General features: G+C 35.1%; 17 protein-coding genes, 1 pseudogene, 1 riboswitch and 2 other annotated features. Of the genes and pseudogenes, 14 read left to right on the plus strand and 4 right to left on the minus strand.

Annotated elements, in window-relative coordinates; genetic code table 11:
- The first annotated feature begins 25 nt into the window (after positions 1-25).
- Both JOC86_RS01350 and JOC86_RS01355 read left to right on the plus strand, forming a co-directional pair.
- Positions 26-640 carry a DedA family protein gene (locus tag JOC86_RS01350; RefSeq protein WP_205167986.1) on the plus strand — a complete coding sequence of 205 codons (615 nt, stop codon included), beginning with the start codon at positions 26-28 and terminating at the stop codon, positions 638-640.
- Positions 637-1,443: a patatin-like phospholipase family protein gene (locus JOC86_RS01355; RefSeq protein WP_205167987.1), complete on the plus strand. Its 807-nt coding sequence runs from the start codon at positions 637-639 to the stop codon at positions 1,441-1,443. The genes JOC86_RS01350 and JOC86_RS01355 overlap by 4 nt, the downstream gene beginning before the upstream one ends.
- Before the next feature lie 186 nt (positions 1,444-1,629).
- On the opposite strand, the gene JOC86_RS01360 is transcribed toward JOC86_RS01355, so the two are convergent.
- Positions 1,630-2,280 carry an HAD family hydrolase gene (locus tag JOC86_RS01360; protein ID WP_205169924.1) on the minus strand — a complete coding sequence of 217 codons (651 nt, stop codon included), beginning with the start codon at positions 2,278-2,280 and terminating at the stop codon, positions 1,630-1,632.
- Between the two features lie 410 nt (positions 2,281-2,690).
- On the opposite strand from JOC86_RS01360, the gene JOC86_RS01365 reads away from it, so the two are divergent.
- From JOC86_RS01365 to JOC86_RS01375, 3 genes are all read left to right on the plus strand, one after another.
- Positions 2,691-3,326: an NUDIX hydrolase gene (locus JOC86_RS01365; protein ID WP_205167988.1), complete on the plus strand. Its 636-nt coding sequence runs from the start codon at positions 2,691-2,693 to the stop codon at positions 3,324-3,326.
- A gap of 179 nt (positions 3,327-3,505) precedes the next feature.
- Complete coding sequence (locus JOC86_RS01370; RefSeq protein WP_205167989.1) at positions 3,506-3,676, plus strand: hypothetical protein; 171 nt, start codon at positions 3,506-3,508, stop codon at positions 3,674-3,676.
- Positions 3,677-4,243: 567 nt separating this feature from the next.
- Positions 4,244-4,864 carry a zinc dependent phospholipase C family protein gene (locus JOC86_RS01375; RefSeq protein ID WP_205167990.1) on the plus strand — a complete coding sequence of 207 codons (621 nt, stop codon included), beginning with the start codon at positions 4,244-4,246 and terminating at the stop codon, positions 4,862-4,864.
- A 45-nt stretch (positions 4,865-4,909) separates the two neighbouring features.
- Here JOC86_RS01375 and thrS read toward each other — a convergent pair whose 3' ends face one another.
- The 3 genes and pseudogenes from thrS to JOC86_RS01390 form a co-directional block, all read right to left on the minus strand.
- Positions 4,910-6,115, minus strand: coding sequence for a threonine--tRNA ligase (thrS, locus tag JOC86_RS01380; RefSeq protein WP_205167991.1), 1,206 nt, complete (start codon positions 6,113-6,115; stop codon positions 4,910-4,912).
- 48 nt (positions 6,116-6,163) lie between these two features.
- Positions 6,164-6,385: a binding site (T-box leader), on the minus strand.
- 191 nt (positions 6,386-6,576) lie between these two features.
- Positions 6,577-6,797 (minus strand) — a binding site (T-box leader).
- A 279-nt stretch (positions 6,798-7,076) separates the two neighbouring features.
- Positions 7,077-7,434: pseudogene (locus tag JOC86_RS01385) on the minus strand (Tn3 family transposase); the annotation flags it as partial.
- Positions 7,435-7,449: 15 nt separating this feature from the next.
- A complete protein-coding gene (locus tag JOC86_RS01390) occupies positions 7,450-7,638 on the minus strand; it encodes a recombinase family protein (protein ID WP_239587339.1) in 189 nt (62 codons plus the stop codon).
- 267 nt (positions 7,639-7,905) lie between these two features.
- On the opposite strand from JOC86_RS01390, the gene JOC86_RS01395 reads away from it, so the two are divergent.
- From JOC86_RS01395 to JOC86_RS01435, 9 genes are all read left to right on the plus strand, one after another.
- Positions 7,906-8,514 carry a TetR/AcrR family transcriptional regulator gene (locus JOC86_RS01395; RefSeq protein ID WP_205167992.1) on the plus strand — a complete coding sequence of 203 codons (609 nt, stop codon included), beginning with the start codon at positions 7,906-7,908 and terminating at the stop codon, positions 8,512-8,514.
- Between the two features lie 4 nt (positions 8,515-8,518).
- The gene (locus JOC86_RS01400) at positions 8,519-9,313 is read left to right on the plus strand and encodes an SDR family NAD(P)-dependent oxidoreductase (RefSeq protein ID WP_205167993.1); all 795 of its coding nucleotides are present in this window, start codon (positions 8,519-8,521) and stop codon (positions 9,311-9,313) included.
- Positions 9,314-9,699: 386 nt separating this feature from the next.
- Positions 9,700-9,805, plus strand: a riboswitch (SAM riboswitch).
- 105 nt (positions 9,806-9,910) lie between these two features.
- Positions 9,911-10,051, plus strand: a complete 141-nt coding sequence (locus JOC86_RS01405) for a YezD family protein (protein WP_205169927.1) — start codon at positions 9,911-9,913, stop codon at positions 10,049-10,051.
- Positions 10,052-10,166: 115 nt separating this feature from the next.
- The gene (locus tag JOC86_RS01410; protein ID WP_205167994.1) at positions 10,167-10,865 is read left to right on the plus strand and encodes a phosphoadenylyl-sulfate reductase; all 699 of its coding nucleotides are present in this window, start codon (positions 10,167-10,169) and stop codon (positions 10,863-10,865) included.
- Between the two features lie 57 nt (positions 10,866-10,922).
- Positions 10,923-11,945 carry an inorganic phosphate transporter gene (locus tag JOC86_RS01415; protein WP_205169930.1) on the plus strand — a complete coding sequence of 341 codons (1,023 nt, stop codon included), beginning with the start codon at positions 10,923-10,925 and terminating at the stop codon, positions 11,943-11,945.
- Between the two features lie 41 nt (positions 11,946-11,986).
- Entirely contained in the window at positions 11,987-13,132 is a 1,146-nt protein-coding gene (gene sat / locus JOC86_RS01420) for a sulfate adenylyltransferase (protein ID WP_205167995.1), read from the plus strand.
- Positions 13,133-13,144: 12 nt separating this feature from the next.
- Positions 13,145-13,747, plus strand: coding sequence for an adenylyl-sulfate kinase (cysC, locus tag JOC86_RS01425; protein WP_239587340.1), 603 nt, complete (start codon positions 13,145-13,147; stop codon positions 13,745-13,747).
- Between the two features lie 126 nt (positions 13,748-13,873).
- Positions 13,874-14,650, plus strand: coding sequence for a uroporphyrinogen-III C-methyltransferase (gene cobA / locus JOC86_RS01430; protein WP_205167997.1), 777 nt, complete (start codon positions 13,874-13,876; stop codon positions 14,648-14,650).
- Positions 14,651-15,436: a sirohydrochlorin chelatase gene (locus JOC86_RS01435; RefSeq protein WP_205167998.1), complete on the plus strand. Its 786-nt coding sequence runs from the start codon at positions 14,651-14,653 to the stop codon at positions 15,434-15,436.
- The last annotated feature ends 770 nt before the right edge of the window (positions 15,437-16,206 follow it).

A 16,206-nucleotide genomic window follows, 5' to 3' on the forward strand; every position in this document is an offset into this window, starting at 1 on the left:
ATAGGTAGAAGGGGAGGAAGATTCAATGGTTCAACAATTTTTGGAATGGCTCCATGTTATTGGTCTCCCCGGATTATTCCTAGTAATGTTTTTGGAAGGGTCATCCTTACCCTTTCCCGGTTTGATTATTGTGCTTTCATACGGATATATCATCTCTCCCGGATACTTGAACTCTGCTTTAATAGCGATAGGAATGAGCATTTCCTATTGCCTTGCTAGTCTCATCCCATACTATTTTGGAATGAAGCTTGAAAGATATTTTCCTAACAAGCTAAAAAAGGGATTAAAAAAAGCGATAGCTTACTTTAACCGGTATGGGATTTGGAGCATTGCATTATCTAGACCATTTGGTATCGGCAATTATATTTCCTATGTTGCTGGGATAAGCAGAGTTAATATATACAAATATTTGATCTTAACCTTTATAGGGATATATCCATGGTCTTACGTGATGATTATTCTAGGAGATTATTTTAATGGGAATTACGAGGCATTGAAGCGTTCTTTAAGCTCATACAGCATTTATATTTATGGGGCTGTAGTGGTAGTGATTTTGATGATAATCCTTTTTTATAATAATAATTCGAAACAGGAAAAAGCCGTATGGCCAGATAAAAAGGAAAGGGGGCAAGGAAGTTGAAACGAACAGGAGTTTCACTAGGAGGAGGCTCGCTTAGAGGAGTTGCCCACATAGGGGTACTAAAAGAATTACTAAGCAATGATATTGACATTACACATATTGCAGGAACAAGTGCAGGTTCCGTTGTCGGCGGACTTTTTGCTTGCGGGATGCGTCCGGAAAAGATGACAAGCGTTCTTCATGACTTATCCATTCGCCGCCATATTGACATTGGTTTCAATCGAAAAGGCTGGATAAAAGGAGATCGTATCTATAATACTTTGCGGAAATTGACAGATGGGAAGCATTTTTCAGATTTGGAAATTCCATTTTCTGTCATATGTGTTGACCTTATTTCTGGAGAAATGGTAGTCATTGATTCAGGAGAAGTAGCGCTTGCGATTCGGGCTAGCATTGCGATACCTGGAGTGTTTTCGCCAGTAGAAATCGGAAATAAATTATTAGTGGACGGATATATATTAAACAATAACCCCGCCGACATTGTGAGGGAAATGGGGGCGGAAAATGTGACTTCTGTACGAGTGAAAGGATCAAATAGCCATCATCCGACTAATATATTTTCTTATTTGAACAGGTATATTGACATTGCCAGTCAAAAAAATACAGATCGATGTCTTAAGGAACATGCAGATCTTTTAATTGATATTGATCTGCAGGATATCGGAAGATTCGAAACGAAATCATTATCAAAAGTTATTGCATTAGGACAGCTAGAAGCAAAGAGGGTATTACTATATAACTATAAACCTAAGAGTAATGGCAAGGTTATTTATATGGATCAGTGGATGCAAAAAATACAATAATAGACAGCTTTTGAATGAACCTCGAAACATTTTTAATATGAGTTGAGAAAGCACCAGTCCCAACTCATATTAAATAAGAAGAAACCAAATACAGCTAGGTGCTTTATTAATAGAATCTACTTAATCGTCTCATATAAAGCCCTCACAAAAAAACTCAAAGATTTATGTCCTGTGAGGGCTTTTCTATTAAACTGTTAATCGTTCGATGACTTGATCAAAACTCATATCACTCATTGAATTTAAGGTAAATGCATGACCTTCAAACTCCAAATGCCGAGTGACAGCATTTGGTACCATAACACATGCCAAGCCTGCTGCAAGCGCTGCCGTTAAGCCATTCTTAGAATCCTCAAAAACGATGACTTCACTAGAGTCAACACCCAATGCTTTGGTGGCCTGCAGGTAAAGTTCTGGATCTGGTTTTACTTTTTTAACATCATCTTTTGTTCGAATAACATCAAAGTATTGAATCAATTTAAATTTGGTCAAAAACCCTTCTACCCATTTTCTCGAGGAGCTAGTCGCTAAAGCCATTTTCAACCCATTATTTGATGCAGTTTCGATGTAATCTAAAACTCCTTCTCGTAGAATTAATTCTCCTTTTTTAAGGTCGTACCGTTCATTTGTTTTCATTTCGAATTCATCTTGATTATACTTTTCATTTGTAATTTTTTCGATATGTTGGTATAAAGATTCAGAAGTGGTGCCAATAGTCGAAGAATAGTCTGTCAAGGTAAGTTCTCCACCATATTCAAGGGTTATATCTCGAAAAACTTCAAACCATAATGATTCCGTGTCTATTATTAATCCATCAAAATCAAAAATTACTGCTTTAATCATATCGTACCTCCGGAATAGAAATTAAGTGTCTTTCATTTATTCAATACAACTTTTAATATTTTCAAAACTTCTTTGGGTGATGTTTTAAAAGGAAATCAAGTGAAATAGCTAGGCTCTTCATAGATTTATTATATTTTAATCTACGAGTCTCCATATTGAAAGTGCTAGGTTTATTTATTATCTACGAGTTCATAGTAATGCTTCTTTTTTATGATAAGCAACGATTGTAATTGCTAAATTTAGTTCTCCCAATGCTCCTTCGCTTTGAAGAATATACTTCAAGCAAGTTGTCGACCAGAAAATAGAATCTCAATTCATCATTTATTTTACTTTATATTTCATTTTTTTGGTAAAATTTATTGTATCAAGTTAATATTAGTGTCGTTTGAAATTTATGGAGGTAGACTATGAAGGAAGAGTGGTTAAAAGTATTTGACGAAAAACATCAATACTTAAGGAATGCAATAAGAAGTGAAGTCCATCAAAAAGGGTTATGGCATGAGACATTTCAGTGCTGGATTGTGGCTGAAGAAGACGATGTCCATTATCTTTATTTTCAGATTCGTAGTAATGACAAAAAGGATTTCCCTAATATGCTTGATATCACTGCAGCCGGTCATCTTTTGGAAAATGAAAGTATTGAAGATGGCGTTAGGGAAATTGATGAGGAGATTGGAGTTTCCGTGACCTTTGATGAATTAGTCTATCTTGGTGTGATTAAAAATCAAATTAGGATGAATGATTTTATTGATAATGAGCATAGCCATGTTTATTTGCTTAATAAATCAATTGATTGGGATGATTTTCGTTTTCGTGATAAAGAAGTTTCCGGGATTATGAGAGCAAATTTGGATGAATTGAAGCAATTTCTATTTGATCAAAATGTTAACACTTTCAAAGTAGATGGCTTTATTGTTAAGGATAATAAACAAGAATTCATATCAAAGATAGTAGATATGAGTGATTTAGTTCCACACAATCCAATCTATTTTAAAATCCTTATTCATTCGATAGAGAATGCGATTAGAGAAGGATTAAAGTGAATTGTAAGAAATTTCAAATGTGATTTAAGGGATTAAATTGATTCATCTTTATAACTTTATTAGTTTTTCTAGAATATAAAATTAGATTAATTATAGGCAAACCATTCATTTTTTTGATGAATGTACCGTGAAGTTGAAAGAATGAATAGGCTATATGTATGATGAGAGGAGGTTAAAGGATGATTTCTAACAAAGCTTATCATCCGGGTTGGTATAATAACCGCCAAGAACAAGAGCTATGGGGTCGATATGGAGGATTCCAGGGTACGAGCGAAACAACTAAGTCAAGCTTCACATATACAAGAAAATATGCCAAGAATGGGGCAGGGAAATCAATTTCAAAATCATGATAATCCTAATACCGACGGAAATGAGAATACCTATAGCCATTCAAGTAACTCGTTTTATCCAAACCCTTCAAATAATGCCGCATCATTTGATAATCGATACTTAATTCAAATGATGAGAATCAATTGGGTTAGCTTACACAGTTAATCGCGCAGAATAATCAATTATTACAGTCCATTCATGATCAAGAAGATACAAAGTGTGTCAAGGGTGGAGGTGGCGGCGCTGTATTTGTACGGATGTAAACTTTTAATTATACCTAACCAATGTAATATGTGGCGTATCTTATCGGGATATCGCCACTTTTAATTTTTTGGTAGTGATCGAAATTATCGCTTTTCTTCTCGCACCTCTCAAAAAGATGGATTGATGAAATTCAAAAAGCCGTTATTCCTAAAGTACTCGGAGAAAGGATTCTGCTATTTCCTAAAGAGAAGATCCCTTCTACATTTAGACTTCAAGGAGTAGAAAAAATGTGGGGATATTATCCTAATTAAATATAAACAATAATCCTTTGAATATTCAAATTTTTCTTAAACATGTTACACTTTATGAATAGGGGTGATGACATGGGGTCTCGAATCATGCATTTAATTATTGCAAACCGTATTTCGAATGAGCTTCAATTAGATAAAAAGACATCGATTTTACTCGGAGGAATAGCTCCTGATGCCGTTCAGCCAAAAGATCTGTCCCATTTTTATACAGGAGATGTGATGGATTTTTCAAGAAAGGTAGATTATGAGGGATTTTTTGAAAAGTATAAATGTCACCAAGATCTTCAATATGTTCTCGGTTATTACACACATTTAATTGCTGATTCTCTATGGTTGACAGGCTTTTATTTACCGTGGCTTAAAAATCGCCTTGAGAAGGATGATTGTCTACTATCACTTTATCATCAAGATTTTCAATTGTTGAATGCTAAATTACTCCAGCACTATGGTTGTGAGGATCAGCTTCGGACAAGGCTTCAGGAACCAGTTACCATTATTCCAACAGATGAAGTTTCTGTTAAAAAGTTAAAAGAATTTCTCCCGTATGTTTTAGGAGACCTAGACTATGATCATAAAAATAAAGATGCTTCTTTGAACGTCTTTACATTACAGCAAATCATAGGCTATGTGGAAACATCTGTTCAACTTGGATTACAGAAAGTGCAATCAAAACATTTCTCCAACGTATTTTAAGGAAGTAGCGCAAAAGGAAGTCGCTTTCTTCCGCGCTACTACTATTTATTCGTATATCTCGTCTCCTATTTTATTCAAAAATGCATCTATTTTCCATTCACCGCTATTTCCTTCTATTCGATGTCGAACAGAAATGGAGTTATTATTCACCTCTTGATCCCCAACAACTAACATATATGGAATCTTCTTCATTTGTGCGTCTCTAATTTTTAACCCAATTTTTTCAACACGATTATCAACTTCAACACGAATGCCCTCTGACTCTAATTGAGATTTGATTTTTACAGCAAATTCTAAATGAGCATCGGCAATCGGTAAAATTTTAACTTGAATAGGGGAGAGCCATATTGGAAATTCCCCCTCGAAATGTTCAATTAAGATAGCCATAAATCGTTCAACAGAACCGTATATGGCTCTATGAATCATGATTGGACGACAATGGTTGTTATCCTCGTCGATATAGTGGCAATCAAACTTTTCAGGCATAAGAAAATCGAGTTGAATTGTGCCACATTGCCAGCTACGTCCCAAAGCATCTAATATATGAAAATCGATTTTCGGACCATAGAACGCTCCGTCACCTGGGTTGATGGCATATTCTAATCCTTTCTTATTCAAAACGGATTCTAAAGTCTTTTCAGCATGCTCCCAAATTTGTTCTGAACCCATATAGTCTTCCGGACGAGTAGACAACTCCACTTTGTATTGGAATCCGAATCTTGAATAGAACTCATCGATCAGCTCTAGAATTTTCACAATCTCAGCTTCTACCTGATCCTTTCGAACAAATAAATGGGCATCATCTTGAGTAAATGATCGAACACGTAATAAGCCGCTAAGGGAACCTGATAGTTCAGGTCTGTGTACTAAGCCGAGCTCCGCAAATCGCATCGGCAATGCTCGGTAACTCCTCCGCTTACTGTTATAAACGAATATGGCTCCAGGACAACTCATCGGTTTAATAGCATAATTTTGTTGATCCCATTCCGAGAAATACATACTATCATGGTAGTGATCCCAGTGTCCTGATTGCTCCCAAACTTCTTGTTTCATAAGGATAGGTGTCTTAATCTCTTGATAACCAGCTTTAAAATGCTTATCCTTCCAATACTTTTCAAGTTCATTACGAAGGAGCATTCCATTTGGTAAGAATATGGGCATTCCTGGTGCTTCTTCCACTGACATAAAAAGCTCAAGGTCATGCCCAAGTTTACGATGATTCCGTTTTTCCACTTCCATTTGTTTAGACATCATTTATTCCTCCTAAAAAATAGTATAAAAAAACCACACTCATCCCGATATAGGGACGAGTGTGGTCGTGGTGCCACCCTAATTCCGTAATGTAAGACCATTACGCTCAAAGAAGATAACGGATTTCCCGATGATGGTTTCAGAAGAATTCATTCTCCACCATAGCTCAAAGGTGGTAAATTCCACTTATTTCTTCAGGGCTTGCAGCCGGAGACCCTGTTCTCTGTAAAGAAATAGAAGCAGAATTCATGTCCTTGTCATCACTTAATATAAAATTATATGGTTCTTTTGTTATTGTTGAGAGACTATAAAATAACGAGAATGGCTAATCTCCAATTTCAACCATTCTGAACTCTCCCTTCTGACATCAAGCACACATAGAGATACAAACGGTTGTTATTTTGACCTTAGCAACAAAGTTTGCGAATACAGCCAATTAAAAAAACCACACTCATCCCTGCAATAGGGACGAGTGTGGTCGTGGTGCCACCCTAATTCCGTAATGTATGACCATTACGCTCAAGAAAGATAACGGATTTCCCGATGATGGTTTCAGAAAAAATCATTCTCCACCATTGCTCGAAGGTGGTAAACTCAACTTATTTCTTCAGGGCTTACAGCCAATGACCCTGTTCTCTAGAAAGAAAAAAAGAAGAGCTCATGTCCTTGTCATAGCTAAAGTTCTTCGTCTTCAAAAGATTTTTTAACATTATATGTGAAAGGTAGTTGAAAAGTCAAGAAAATATCCTATTTTTTTCTTTTATTAATTTTACTAATGTCATTTGAAAGCAATTGAAAGCTGACAAGTAATAAATGATCAAGATTAACTTCATCCATTTAACAAAGGGATTGTTCTGTATAAAAACGGGACATACCAACCAACCGCGGAAAACATACGCTAAGCAAATTTCGGCATAAAAAAGCCGAGATTTCCACGCTAAGGAATTATCTGCTTTTATTATTATTGGAAAAGGGGACGCAGTGAATGTAAATTTGCTATTTTCTTCGTATCAAAGGTGTATTCACCAAGAAAATTGATATGCTCCCATCCCAACGATGAAATATGTTTTAGTAAATCTTCTTGCAATTTTCCTTTTTCCTTGCATATGATCCTAAATTTCCCATATTAACCGAACCAGATACTTTTCCTTCTCGAATCGACTGGGCTAAACGGAGCACATTATCAAAGTTTTCTTGAATAATCTTTGAGTAATCTGTCCAAGAAGTAATTTTTCTAGTTCAGGAATATCGCTTGGTTTTTGAATGGTGTAGAGATTGGCAACGGCTATATCACGAAGCCTTGGACCAAAACGAAATCCTTAAAGATGACTAAATCAAAACCAACCTACTAATGTGTTGCCGGTTTTTACAAATCGGAGAGCATTCTCTAATCCTTGTCGTTTATCTTTAGCCCAACAAATTTTATCTGTAAATATTTCTTCGCAACCATGTTCCTTAAAAGCATCCAATTGTAAATCAAGATTTTGAATTCTTGTTGAAACACGAGCATATCTTACCTTCAATAATTACTTATCTTGTTTTTTGGTTTTTCTGTTTTATCGTAATATAACTTAAAGTTAGGGGTAATATCTGAACATAGATTTCTGTACAGAGTTGAACACATATAGTAGATAGAAAGCTAGAAAACTATTTAGATTTTTAGTGTAGTGTTCAGAGACGCTATTCTATAAGTTTATTTTAAAACTGATATTTCTTGCGTAACCAACAAAGATATAGTAATATGACTGTAGGTCAAAAATGACCACTGGTCATAAAAGGGGGTTTTGTTAATGTCGCACAGAATGGACAAAATATTTCATGATAGAAATAAAACAATCCTAAATAATGCAGAAACTTTATTTAGATTAAAAGGTTTCGATAAAGTAACTATGAATGAGATAGCGAAAGAATCAGATGTCGCAAAAGGCACTTTATATTTACATTTTAATTCTAAAGAGGAACTACTTTTTAACATTTTAAGACCTAAATTGGAAGAATTTAATCATAAGATTGAACTAATAGACAAAAACGAAAATCTTACAAGAGATAAAATAAAAAAAATAATTACTTATGGATTTGACAGTGACTTTTTTGACTTTACTAAGGCTCATTTCCTTTATATGCATAAGTTATTCAATGTGCAATATCACAATGAATTAAATTCAATTATCGATAAGGTCATAAATAATTTTTCACTAATAATACAAGAAGGTAAAGAAAAAAATGATATAAAATCTTCTCTACCTAATAGCTATTTATCACATCAATTGATGCACATTTTTGACCCTCAAATTTATTTTAGTTTAGTTGAAAATGAAAAAAACACCAAAGAAAGTTTTGTTCGCAATACGATTACTTTTTATTTAAATGTATTGAGTATAACTAATAAAGGAGGGTAATATAATGGATCTACAATTAAAAAATAAAAAAGCACTTATTACTGGATCAACTAAAGGGATAGGAAAGGCAATAGCTTTTGAACTTGCAAAAGAGGGTGTGGATGTTTTAGTCAACGGTAGAAACAATGAAGAGGTAGAAATGATTGTTAATGACATAAAGAAAAAATATCCAGAAACTAATCCTCAGAATGCTTTTGGTAATCTATTGAACAGAGATGATAGAGAAAATATATACAATAATTATCCTAATGTAGATATTCTTGTGAATAATTTAGGAGTATACGAAATGATGACTTATGAAAAAGTCAATGATGAAGTTTGGAAGAAATATTTTGACACAAATTTTCTTGTTGCTGATAACATGTCTAGATTTTATATAGATAAAATGCTGAGTGAAAATTTTGGCAGAATTATTTTTATTGCCAGTGAAGAAGCTATCATGCCTTCAGGAAATATGCCACAGTATGCTGTGACTAAATCAATGATTTTATCTTTATCCAAATCATTATCATTTTTAACAAGGGGAAAAGAAGTGACAATTAATACCATTATGCCTGGACCTACATTGTCGGAGAATGTCGAAAATATACTCAAAGACATGTATAGTAATTCTAGTAAGTCTTTCGAACAAATTGAAAAGGACTTTGTATTGTCTAATTTACCTGATTCACATATTGAAAGATTTATACGTCCTTTTGAAATAGGAAGAATGGTTGCATTTGTAAGCAGCCCACATTCGGGTGCAATAAAAGGTACAGCAGTTCGAATGGACGGTGGTTTGATCCCTACTATTTATTAAAACAATAATAATTGAAGCTGATTATAATAAAATGGAGTAGCAATGTAGATTTATAATCAACAACTGTAAAGTCATCTTTTAAAACTGGTTAAGATATTCGAATTTTCTAAAAGTACCCCAATAATAATAAAAGCCGATAATGCCATTAAGTAGGAATACTCAGCTTTATCCCAAGTCTAAATTTGTTTAACTATGTTTTTCGCTTTTTGTTGCTAGGACCCCAAAAATAAAAAAATAATCTTCAAGATTATTTTTTTTTAACCATTAAAAACCGTTCAAGATAGCCAATTCCAATAAGATTTTCATAAAAGTAACAATTCCGATTGAAAAACTCGGGTTGACTTCAGTGGGATTTATGATATTATTTAGAATATTAAATTTAACAACTCTTATCCAGAGTGGTGGAGGGACCTGGCCCTATGAAACCCGGCAACCTGCAAAAGGTAAGGTGCTAATTCCAGCAAAATGTTATCTCATTTTGGAAGATAAGGTATAGCTACCTAAAGTCTTTCCGAAATGGAAAGACTTTTTTGTTTCAAAATGAGCTGCATGGATCTGATAAGAGTTAAATGGGGGAATCATGTGAAGGATAAAGAGATGAATGAAGCCGAGTTTGATGAAGTATTTGAAAAGCTGAAACGAATGTTAACAACCATGCGATTTGGTTCCATTACGTTAGTGGTACAAGATGGAAAAGTTATTCAGCTAGAAAAAAATGAAAAAGTTCGAATTAAATAAGAAACTAAATGCTGACTAGAAAAACTAGAGGTGTTTAACAAGATAGGGGTTTTACCCTTTTATTGTTAACGCCTCTTTTTGTTTCAATTAAAACTTAATTAAGAAGGTGAGGATTTTGTTAACATATGAAACCTGGAACAATCCGTCATTAGAGTTTGAGATTGACACAACCTATAAAGGTGCCTTAAATGTTTTGAAGTGGACCTATCAACATTATCAAGATGAGGTCATTTACGCTTGTAGTTTTGGGATTGAAGGGATTGTGTTAATTGACCTTATCTCAAAGGTTCAACCGAAGGCAACAATCGTGTTTCTTGATACAGGGGTTCACTATAAGGAAACCTATGACACTATTAATCGAGTAAAGGATAAATATCCAGATCTAAATATAGTACTAAAAAAGCCTAAACTAACATTAACAGAACAAGCAGAAATTTATGGAGATAAATTGTGGGAGACCAATCCTAATCAATGCTGTCAAATTCGTAAACTTGATCCATTAAATGAAACGTTGAATGGAGTGAAGGCTTGGATCTCAGGGCTTCGGAGAGAACAATCAGATACGAGAAAAAATGTAGAGTTTCTCAATAAAGATGAAAAGTTTCAGTCGATTAAAGTGTGTCCTCTTATTCATTGGACTTGGAAGGAAATTTGGAGATATACGTATAATCATAATCTTCCTTACAATCCACTCCATGATCAGGGATATCCGAGTATAGGCTGCTTTCATTGTACTTCACCTGTATTCGATGTAAATGATTTACGCTCCGGGAGATGGAAAGGAAAAGGGAAAACAGAATGTGGTCTTCATTAGGGGTAGTGTAATAGTTTGCTTGAGTTAGTTGCGATATTAATAAGTTTGTTTTTTGCGATGAATATTGGTGCTAGTGGAGCGGCTGCATCAATGGGAGTTGCATATGGTGCTGGAGCCATTCCGAAAGCAAGGTCTGCATTGGTGATTTGTGCAATTGGAATTTTGGCAGGGGCTATTTCTGGAGGGGGAGAGGTTGTAAAGACCATCAGTTCAGGAATCGTCCCTCAAGAAATCCTGACAATTAATCTTGTATTGATTGTTCTCGTTTCTGCTACTAGCTCATTATTTCTAGCAAATATCATTGGTATCCCTTTGTCGACAAGTGAAGTGACAGTGGGAGCAGTCGTTGGAGTCGGTGTTGCTTATCAAGTTTTATACGTGGATTCACTTATGATTATTATGATGTTTTGGGTCTTGGTTCCCGTTACAGCATTGCTCTTTACATGGATTTTAGGGAAAGGGTTATACGCATTACAAAAAAGGGGCTATAAATTTGACCAAAAGTGGATCGCCTATATTTTGATCATTGCTGGATTTTTTGAAGCTTTTTCGGCTGGAATGAACAATGTTGCCAATGCTGTTGGACCACTCGTCGGTGCAGGACTTTTATCTGTTACCAATGGGATTTGGATGGGGGGAGTGTTTGTTGCACTTGGGACTGTTTTACTTGGCAAGCAAGTGCTGGAAACTAATGGTAAGAGAATAACTCGGTTCACAAAAATAGAAGGAATCCTAATTTCAACAACCGGAGCAACTTTAGTACTTGTTAGCTCGCTCTATGGGCTACCGATTCCTCTTACTCAAGTTACATCATCATCTATCATCGGAATCGGAGTTGCGAAAAACGGAAGAGAGATTTTACAAAAACAAATCGTGAAAAAAATAGTGAAAATATGGATTGTATCCCCATTGATATCTTTGAGTATTTCATATTTTTTAGTCAAATTATTTATAGACAGTGATGTGTACTCTATTATCGTTCCCTTAAGTGTTATCGTCTCAACTATAGCGGGAATTAGTTTAATGAAATCGATTAATGAAGAAAGACGCTCCGTTCATGAAGACGGAGGAGGAATCTAATTATAAATCCGACTAAACGAATAGTCGAAGGAGGAATATGAATGAGTTTATTGCCACATGGAAGAGTATTGGTTCAGGCATTTCAACCTGATTTACCGTATGAAGAAATTAAGAATGAAATTATTTTAGATCCAATTTCCCTAAGTGATCTTGAATTATTGGCTATAGGTGCCTATAGTCCGCTTGAAGGATTTTTATCAAAAGCGGATTACGATGGAGTCGTAGAAAGTATGCGGTTAAAGGACGGAACCGTTTGGAGTATTCCCATCACGTTACCTATAAGTGAAGAACATGCTAACCAGCTGCAAACTGGTGAGAGATGTCGTCTTGTCTATCAACAGGAAACCTATGGGGTTATAGATATAAATGAAATTTATAAACCAGACAAGGAAAAAGAAGCATTGCTTGTATATGGAACAAATGAAATCAAGCACCCAGGAGTTCGAAAATTATTTGATCGGGAAGATGTGTATGTTGGTGGGAAAATCACCTTATTAAAACGTCCTAAAAAACCTTTTGGTGAAAATACTTTTGACCCAAGTGAGACTCGAGCTATTTTTAAAGAAAAGGGATGGAAAACGATTGTAGGTTTTCAAACGAGAAATCCTGTCCATCGTGCCCATGAATATATCCAAAAATCTGGATTAGAAATCGTTGATGGCTTGTTTTTAAATCCGTTAGTCGGTGAAACCAAATCTGATGATATACCTGCAGAAATACGGATGGAAAGCTACAAGGTTTTATTAAAAAGTTATTACCCTAATGATAGGGTATTGCTTGGAGTATTCCCAGCGGCAATGAGATATGCAGGTCCAAGAGAAGCCATTTTTCATGCTTTGGTACGGAAAAATTATGGCTGCACTCATTTCATCGTTGGCCGAGATCATGCTGGTGTCGGATCTTACTATGGAACATATGAGGCGCAAAAGCTATTTGATCGATTTACTGACCAGGAATTAGGGATTACTCCTCTTCGGTTTGAACATAGTTTTTATTGTGAAAAGTGCGATGCCATGGCAACAACTAAAACATGTCCCCATGATAGTACCCATCATGTCATACTGTCAGGAACAAAGGTAAGAGAAATGCTTAGAAATGGGCAAGTTCCGCCTAGGACGTTTAGTCGACCAGAGGTTATTGAGGTGCTAATAAAAGGATTAAAGAAGCAAGAAGTACGTACTACGTGAGGAGGAATTATGTTGAGTGAAAAAGTCGAGAACATTGTCTGGCACCATTCGTCTGTTACGAAAAGTGAAAGACGTGATAGGAATAAGCATCATAGCTTTATATTGTGGTTTACAGGATTATCTGCTTCGGGAAAATCTTCGATTGCGAATGCTCTAGCCCAAACTCTTTTTGATAGAGGAAAACAAGTTTATATCCTTGATGGAGACAATATTCGCCATGGTTTGAACCAAGACTTAGGGTTCAAAGAGCATGATCGTAAGGAAAATATCCGTAGAATTGGCGAGGTTTCCAAGCTATTTATTGATAGTGGTCAGATTGTACTGACCGCTTTCATTTCACCTTATCGTGAAGATCGTGATTCAGTAAGAAAAATTGTAGAAAAAGATGAGTTTCTAGAAATCTATGTAAAGTGTTCTATAGAAGAATGTGAAAAAAGGGATCCAAAGGGTTTGTATGAGAAAGCAAGGAGGAGAGAAATACCTCAATTTACTGGTATAAGTGCACCATATGAGGAACCTTTAGAACCAGAAATTGTATTGGATACTGAGAAGTTCTCTATTGAACAGTGTGTTGATCAACTAATAGATGCTTTAAGTGAAAAAAATCATATTTAATTGTAAATCAAACCAGATATTTAACGATATATCACTCTATGAACTACGAATAAAACGAGGGAGTGGAGCAGGATTTAAATACAAGAACTAGAAATATTACCGGAATCAACGGGGAGCTGAATGGAAATGGGGAAAGTTTACTTAGTTGGTGCAGGACCAGGAGATCCAGAACTTATCACATTAAAAGCAATAAAATCTATCCAACTAGCAGACGTGATTTTATATGACCGGCTTGTTAACAAGGAATTACTTTCATATGCAAAAAAAGGGGCAGATCTCATTTACTGTGGGAAATTGCCAAATTATCATACGATGAAACAAGAAACGATACATCATTTTTTAATTCGTTATGCAAAAAGCGGGAAAGTGGTAACAAGGCTTAAGGGTGGAGATCCTTTCGTTTTTGGAAGAGGAGGGGAAGAGGCTGAAGCACTAGCAAAACAAAACATCCCCTTTGAAATTGTTCCTGGAATTACTTCAGGTATTGCAGCTGCTACTTATGCTGGTATTCCCGTCACACATAGGGAAGCTAGTTCAAGCGTAGCGTTTGTAACTGGACATCATCAAAACAACAAACAAGAGGATGAGAAATGGGAAAGCTTAGCCAAAGGTATTGATACTCTCGCTATCTACATGGGAGTTAGTAATCTACCTTATATTATAGAACAGCTTTTGAAATACGGGAAAAGCAAGCAAACTCCTGTAGCTCTTATACATTGGGGAACAACAGAAGGTCAAAAGACCGTTACCGGTACATTGTCAAACATAGTGGATATCGTAAATGAAGAAAAGATTAATAATCCAAGTATGATCATTATAGGGAAGGTTGTCCACTATCGAGAAAAAATTAAATGGTTCGAAAAAACAATTGAAAATAACACGGTTATTAGTGAGGCATTATAAATGAAACAAGCAGTACTCTACATTTGTCATGGTAGTCGTTTATCAGAAGCATGTAATGAAGCAATTTCCTTTATTAAGAGATGTCAGAAACGAATAGCTTCGGATATTCATGAGATTTGTTTTCTAGAGATTGCTTCACCTTCGATTGAAGATGGATTTTCTTCATGTATTGAACAGGGAGCTACTCGGATTACGATTGCGCCATTACTGCTATTAAATGCTGTTCATGCAAAAAATGATATACCCAAAGAAATTCAAAAGTGCATGATAAAGTATCCCAATGTCCAAGTGACATATGGAAAACCGATAGGTGTTCATGAAAAAATGGTTGAGAGCATCATGGAAAGGATACATGAAACAACGTCGATCGATCCCACTACTATTACGGTATTAATAGGGAGAGGTAGCTCAGACAATGAGGTAGAAAAAGATTTAGGTCAAATTGCAAACATGGTTCAGAAAAAGAGCGAAGTTCAAGAAGTATGGACGTGCTTCTTAACTGTAGGTACCCCAAGCTTTCAAGAAATGTTACTTAAGGTTTCAACCATGCATAATAATAAAATGGTCTTTATTCCCTACCTCCTCTTTACAGGTTTATTAATGAAAGAAATTAAAAATAAGATCAATCAAACCACACACCCTAACCTTCATTTAGGGAGATATTTAAGTTATGATTCAATGGTTGAAGATGCTTATATAGATAGAGTAATAGAAGCGATTAATAATCGCGATAATCTATTTACCTTTAAAATTGAGGGGGACAATTATGCTCCCTTTTATAATTGATGCATAAGAAAAAAGAGTTATAGAACCGACTGTTAAAAAATGTAATTATAAATGGAGCTGTCCCAAAAAGGGTCCGGAACCACTAGGATATCCATATATGAAGATGCCTTAGGGCTTCTTCTAGATATGGACGTTGTGGTTCCGGACTTCTTGTTTTGGGAGAGACTCATTTTATTGAGTAAATAATTAGAAAAACACATTACATTTTTACCATAAATAGGTTTTAAACAACTTCCACTAATTGTATAATAAGGGAAGAATGTTATGGACTATAACATGAGGGTCTTAGGTTTTGTTCATATTAAACTAAAATGTTTACACACGTCTAGAAGATTTATATTTTCATAATGAAACAGAAAAATAGCACCTTTACGTGGAACTTCTGTACAACGCTACAATTTGATGATATTTTATTTGACTGAAAGAAGGATGAAATATTGTATAAAAAATTAAAAGTGTACTTAAACTTTTTGACACCAATCCTTATCACATTTACAGGTGTATACCAGATGTTTGAAACAGGATTCAGACCAGTCCCAATCATAATTTTTATATGCGGATTTCTTTCTTGTCTTATGGTTCTATATGAAGTGAAGTTGTATAAAAAAGGCTCACAAATGGGTTAGTAATTCCTCACGATCAATTTATATAAAACCTCTGATAAATGATGCTAAAGCCTCTTTTCCTTAGTAGATAATAAAATCGGTAGGAAATATTTATATGAATAAGGCTTAGTTTTGTTATATAATGATGTATTGTTACATAATTCT

The sequence above is a fragment of the Rossellomorea pakistanensis genome (assembly GCF_016908495.1).
Lineage (GTDB): Bacteria > Bacillota > Bacilli > Bacillales > Bacillaceae_B > Rossellomorea > Rossellomorea pakistanensis.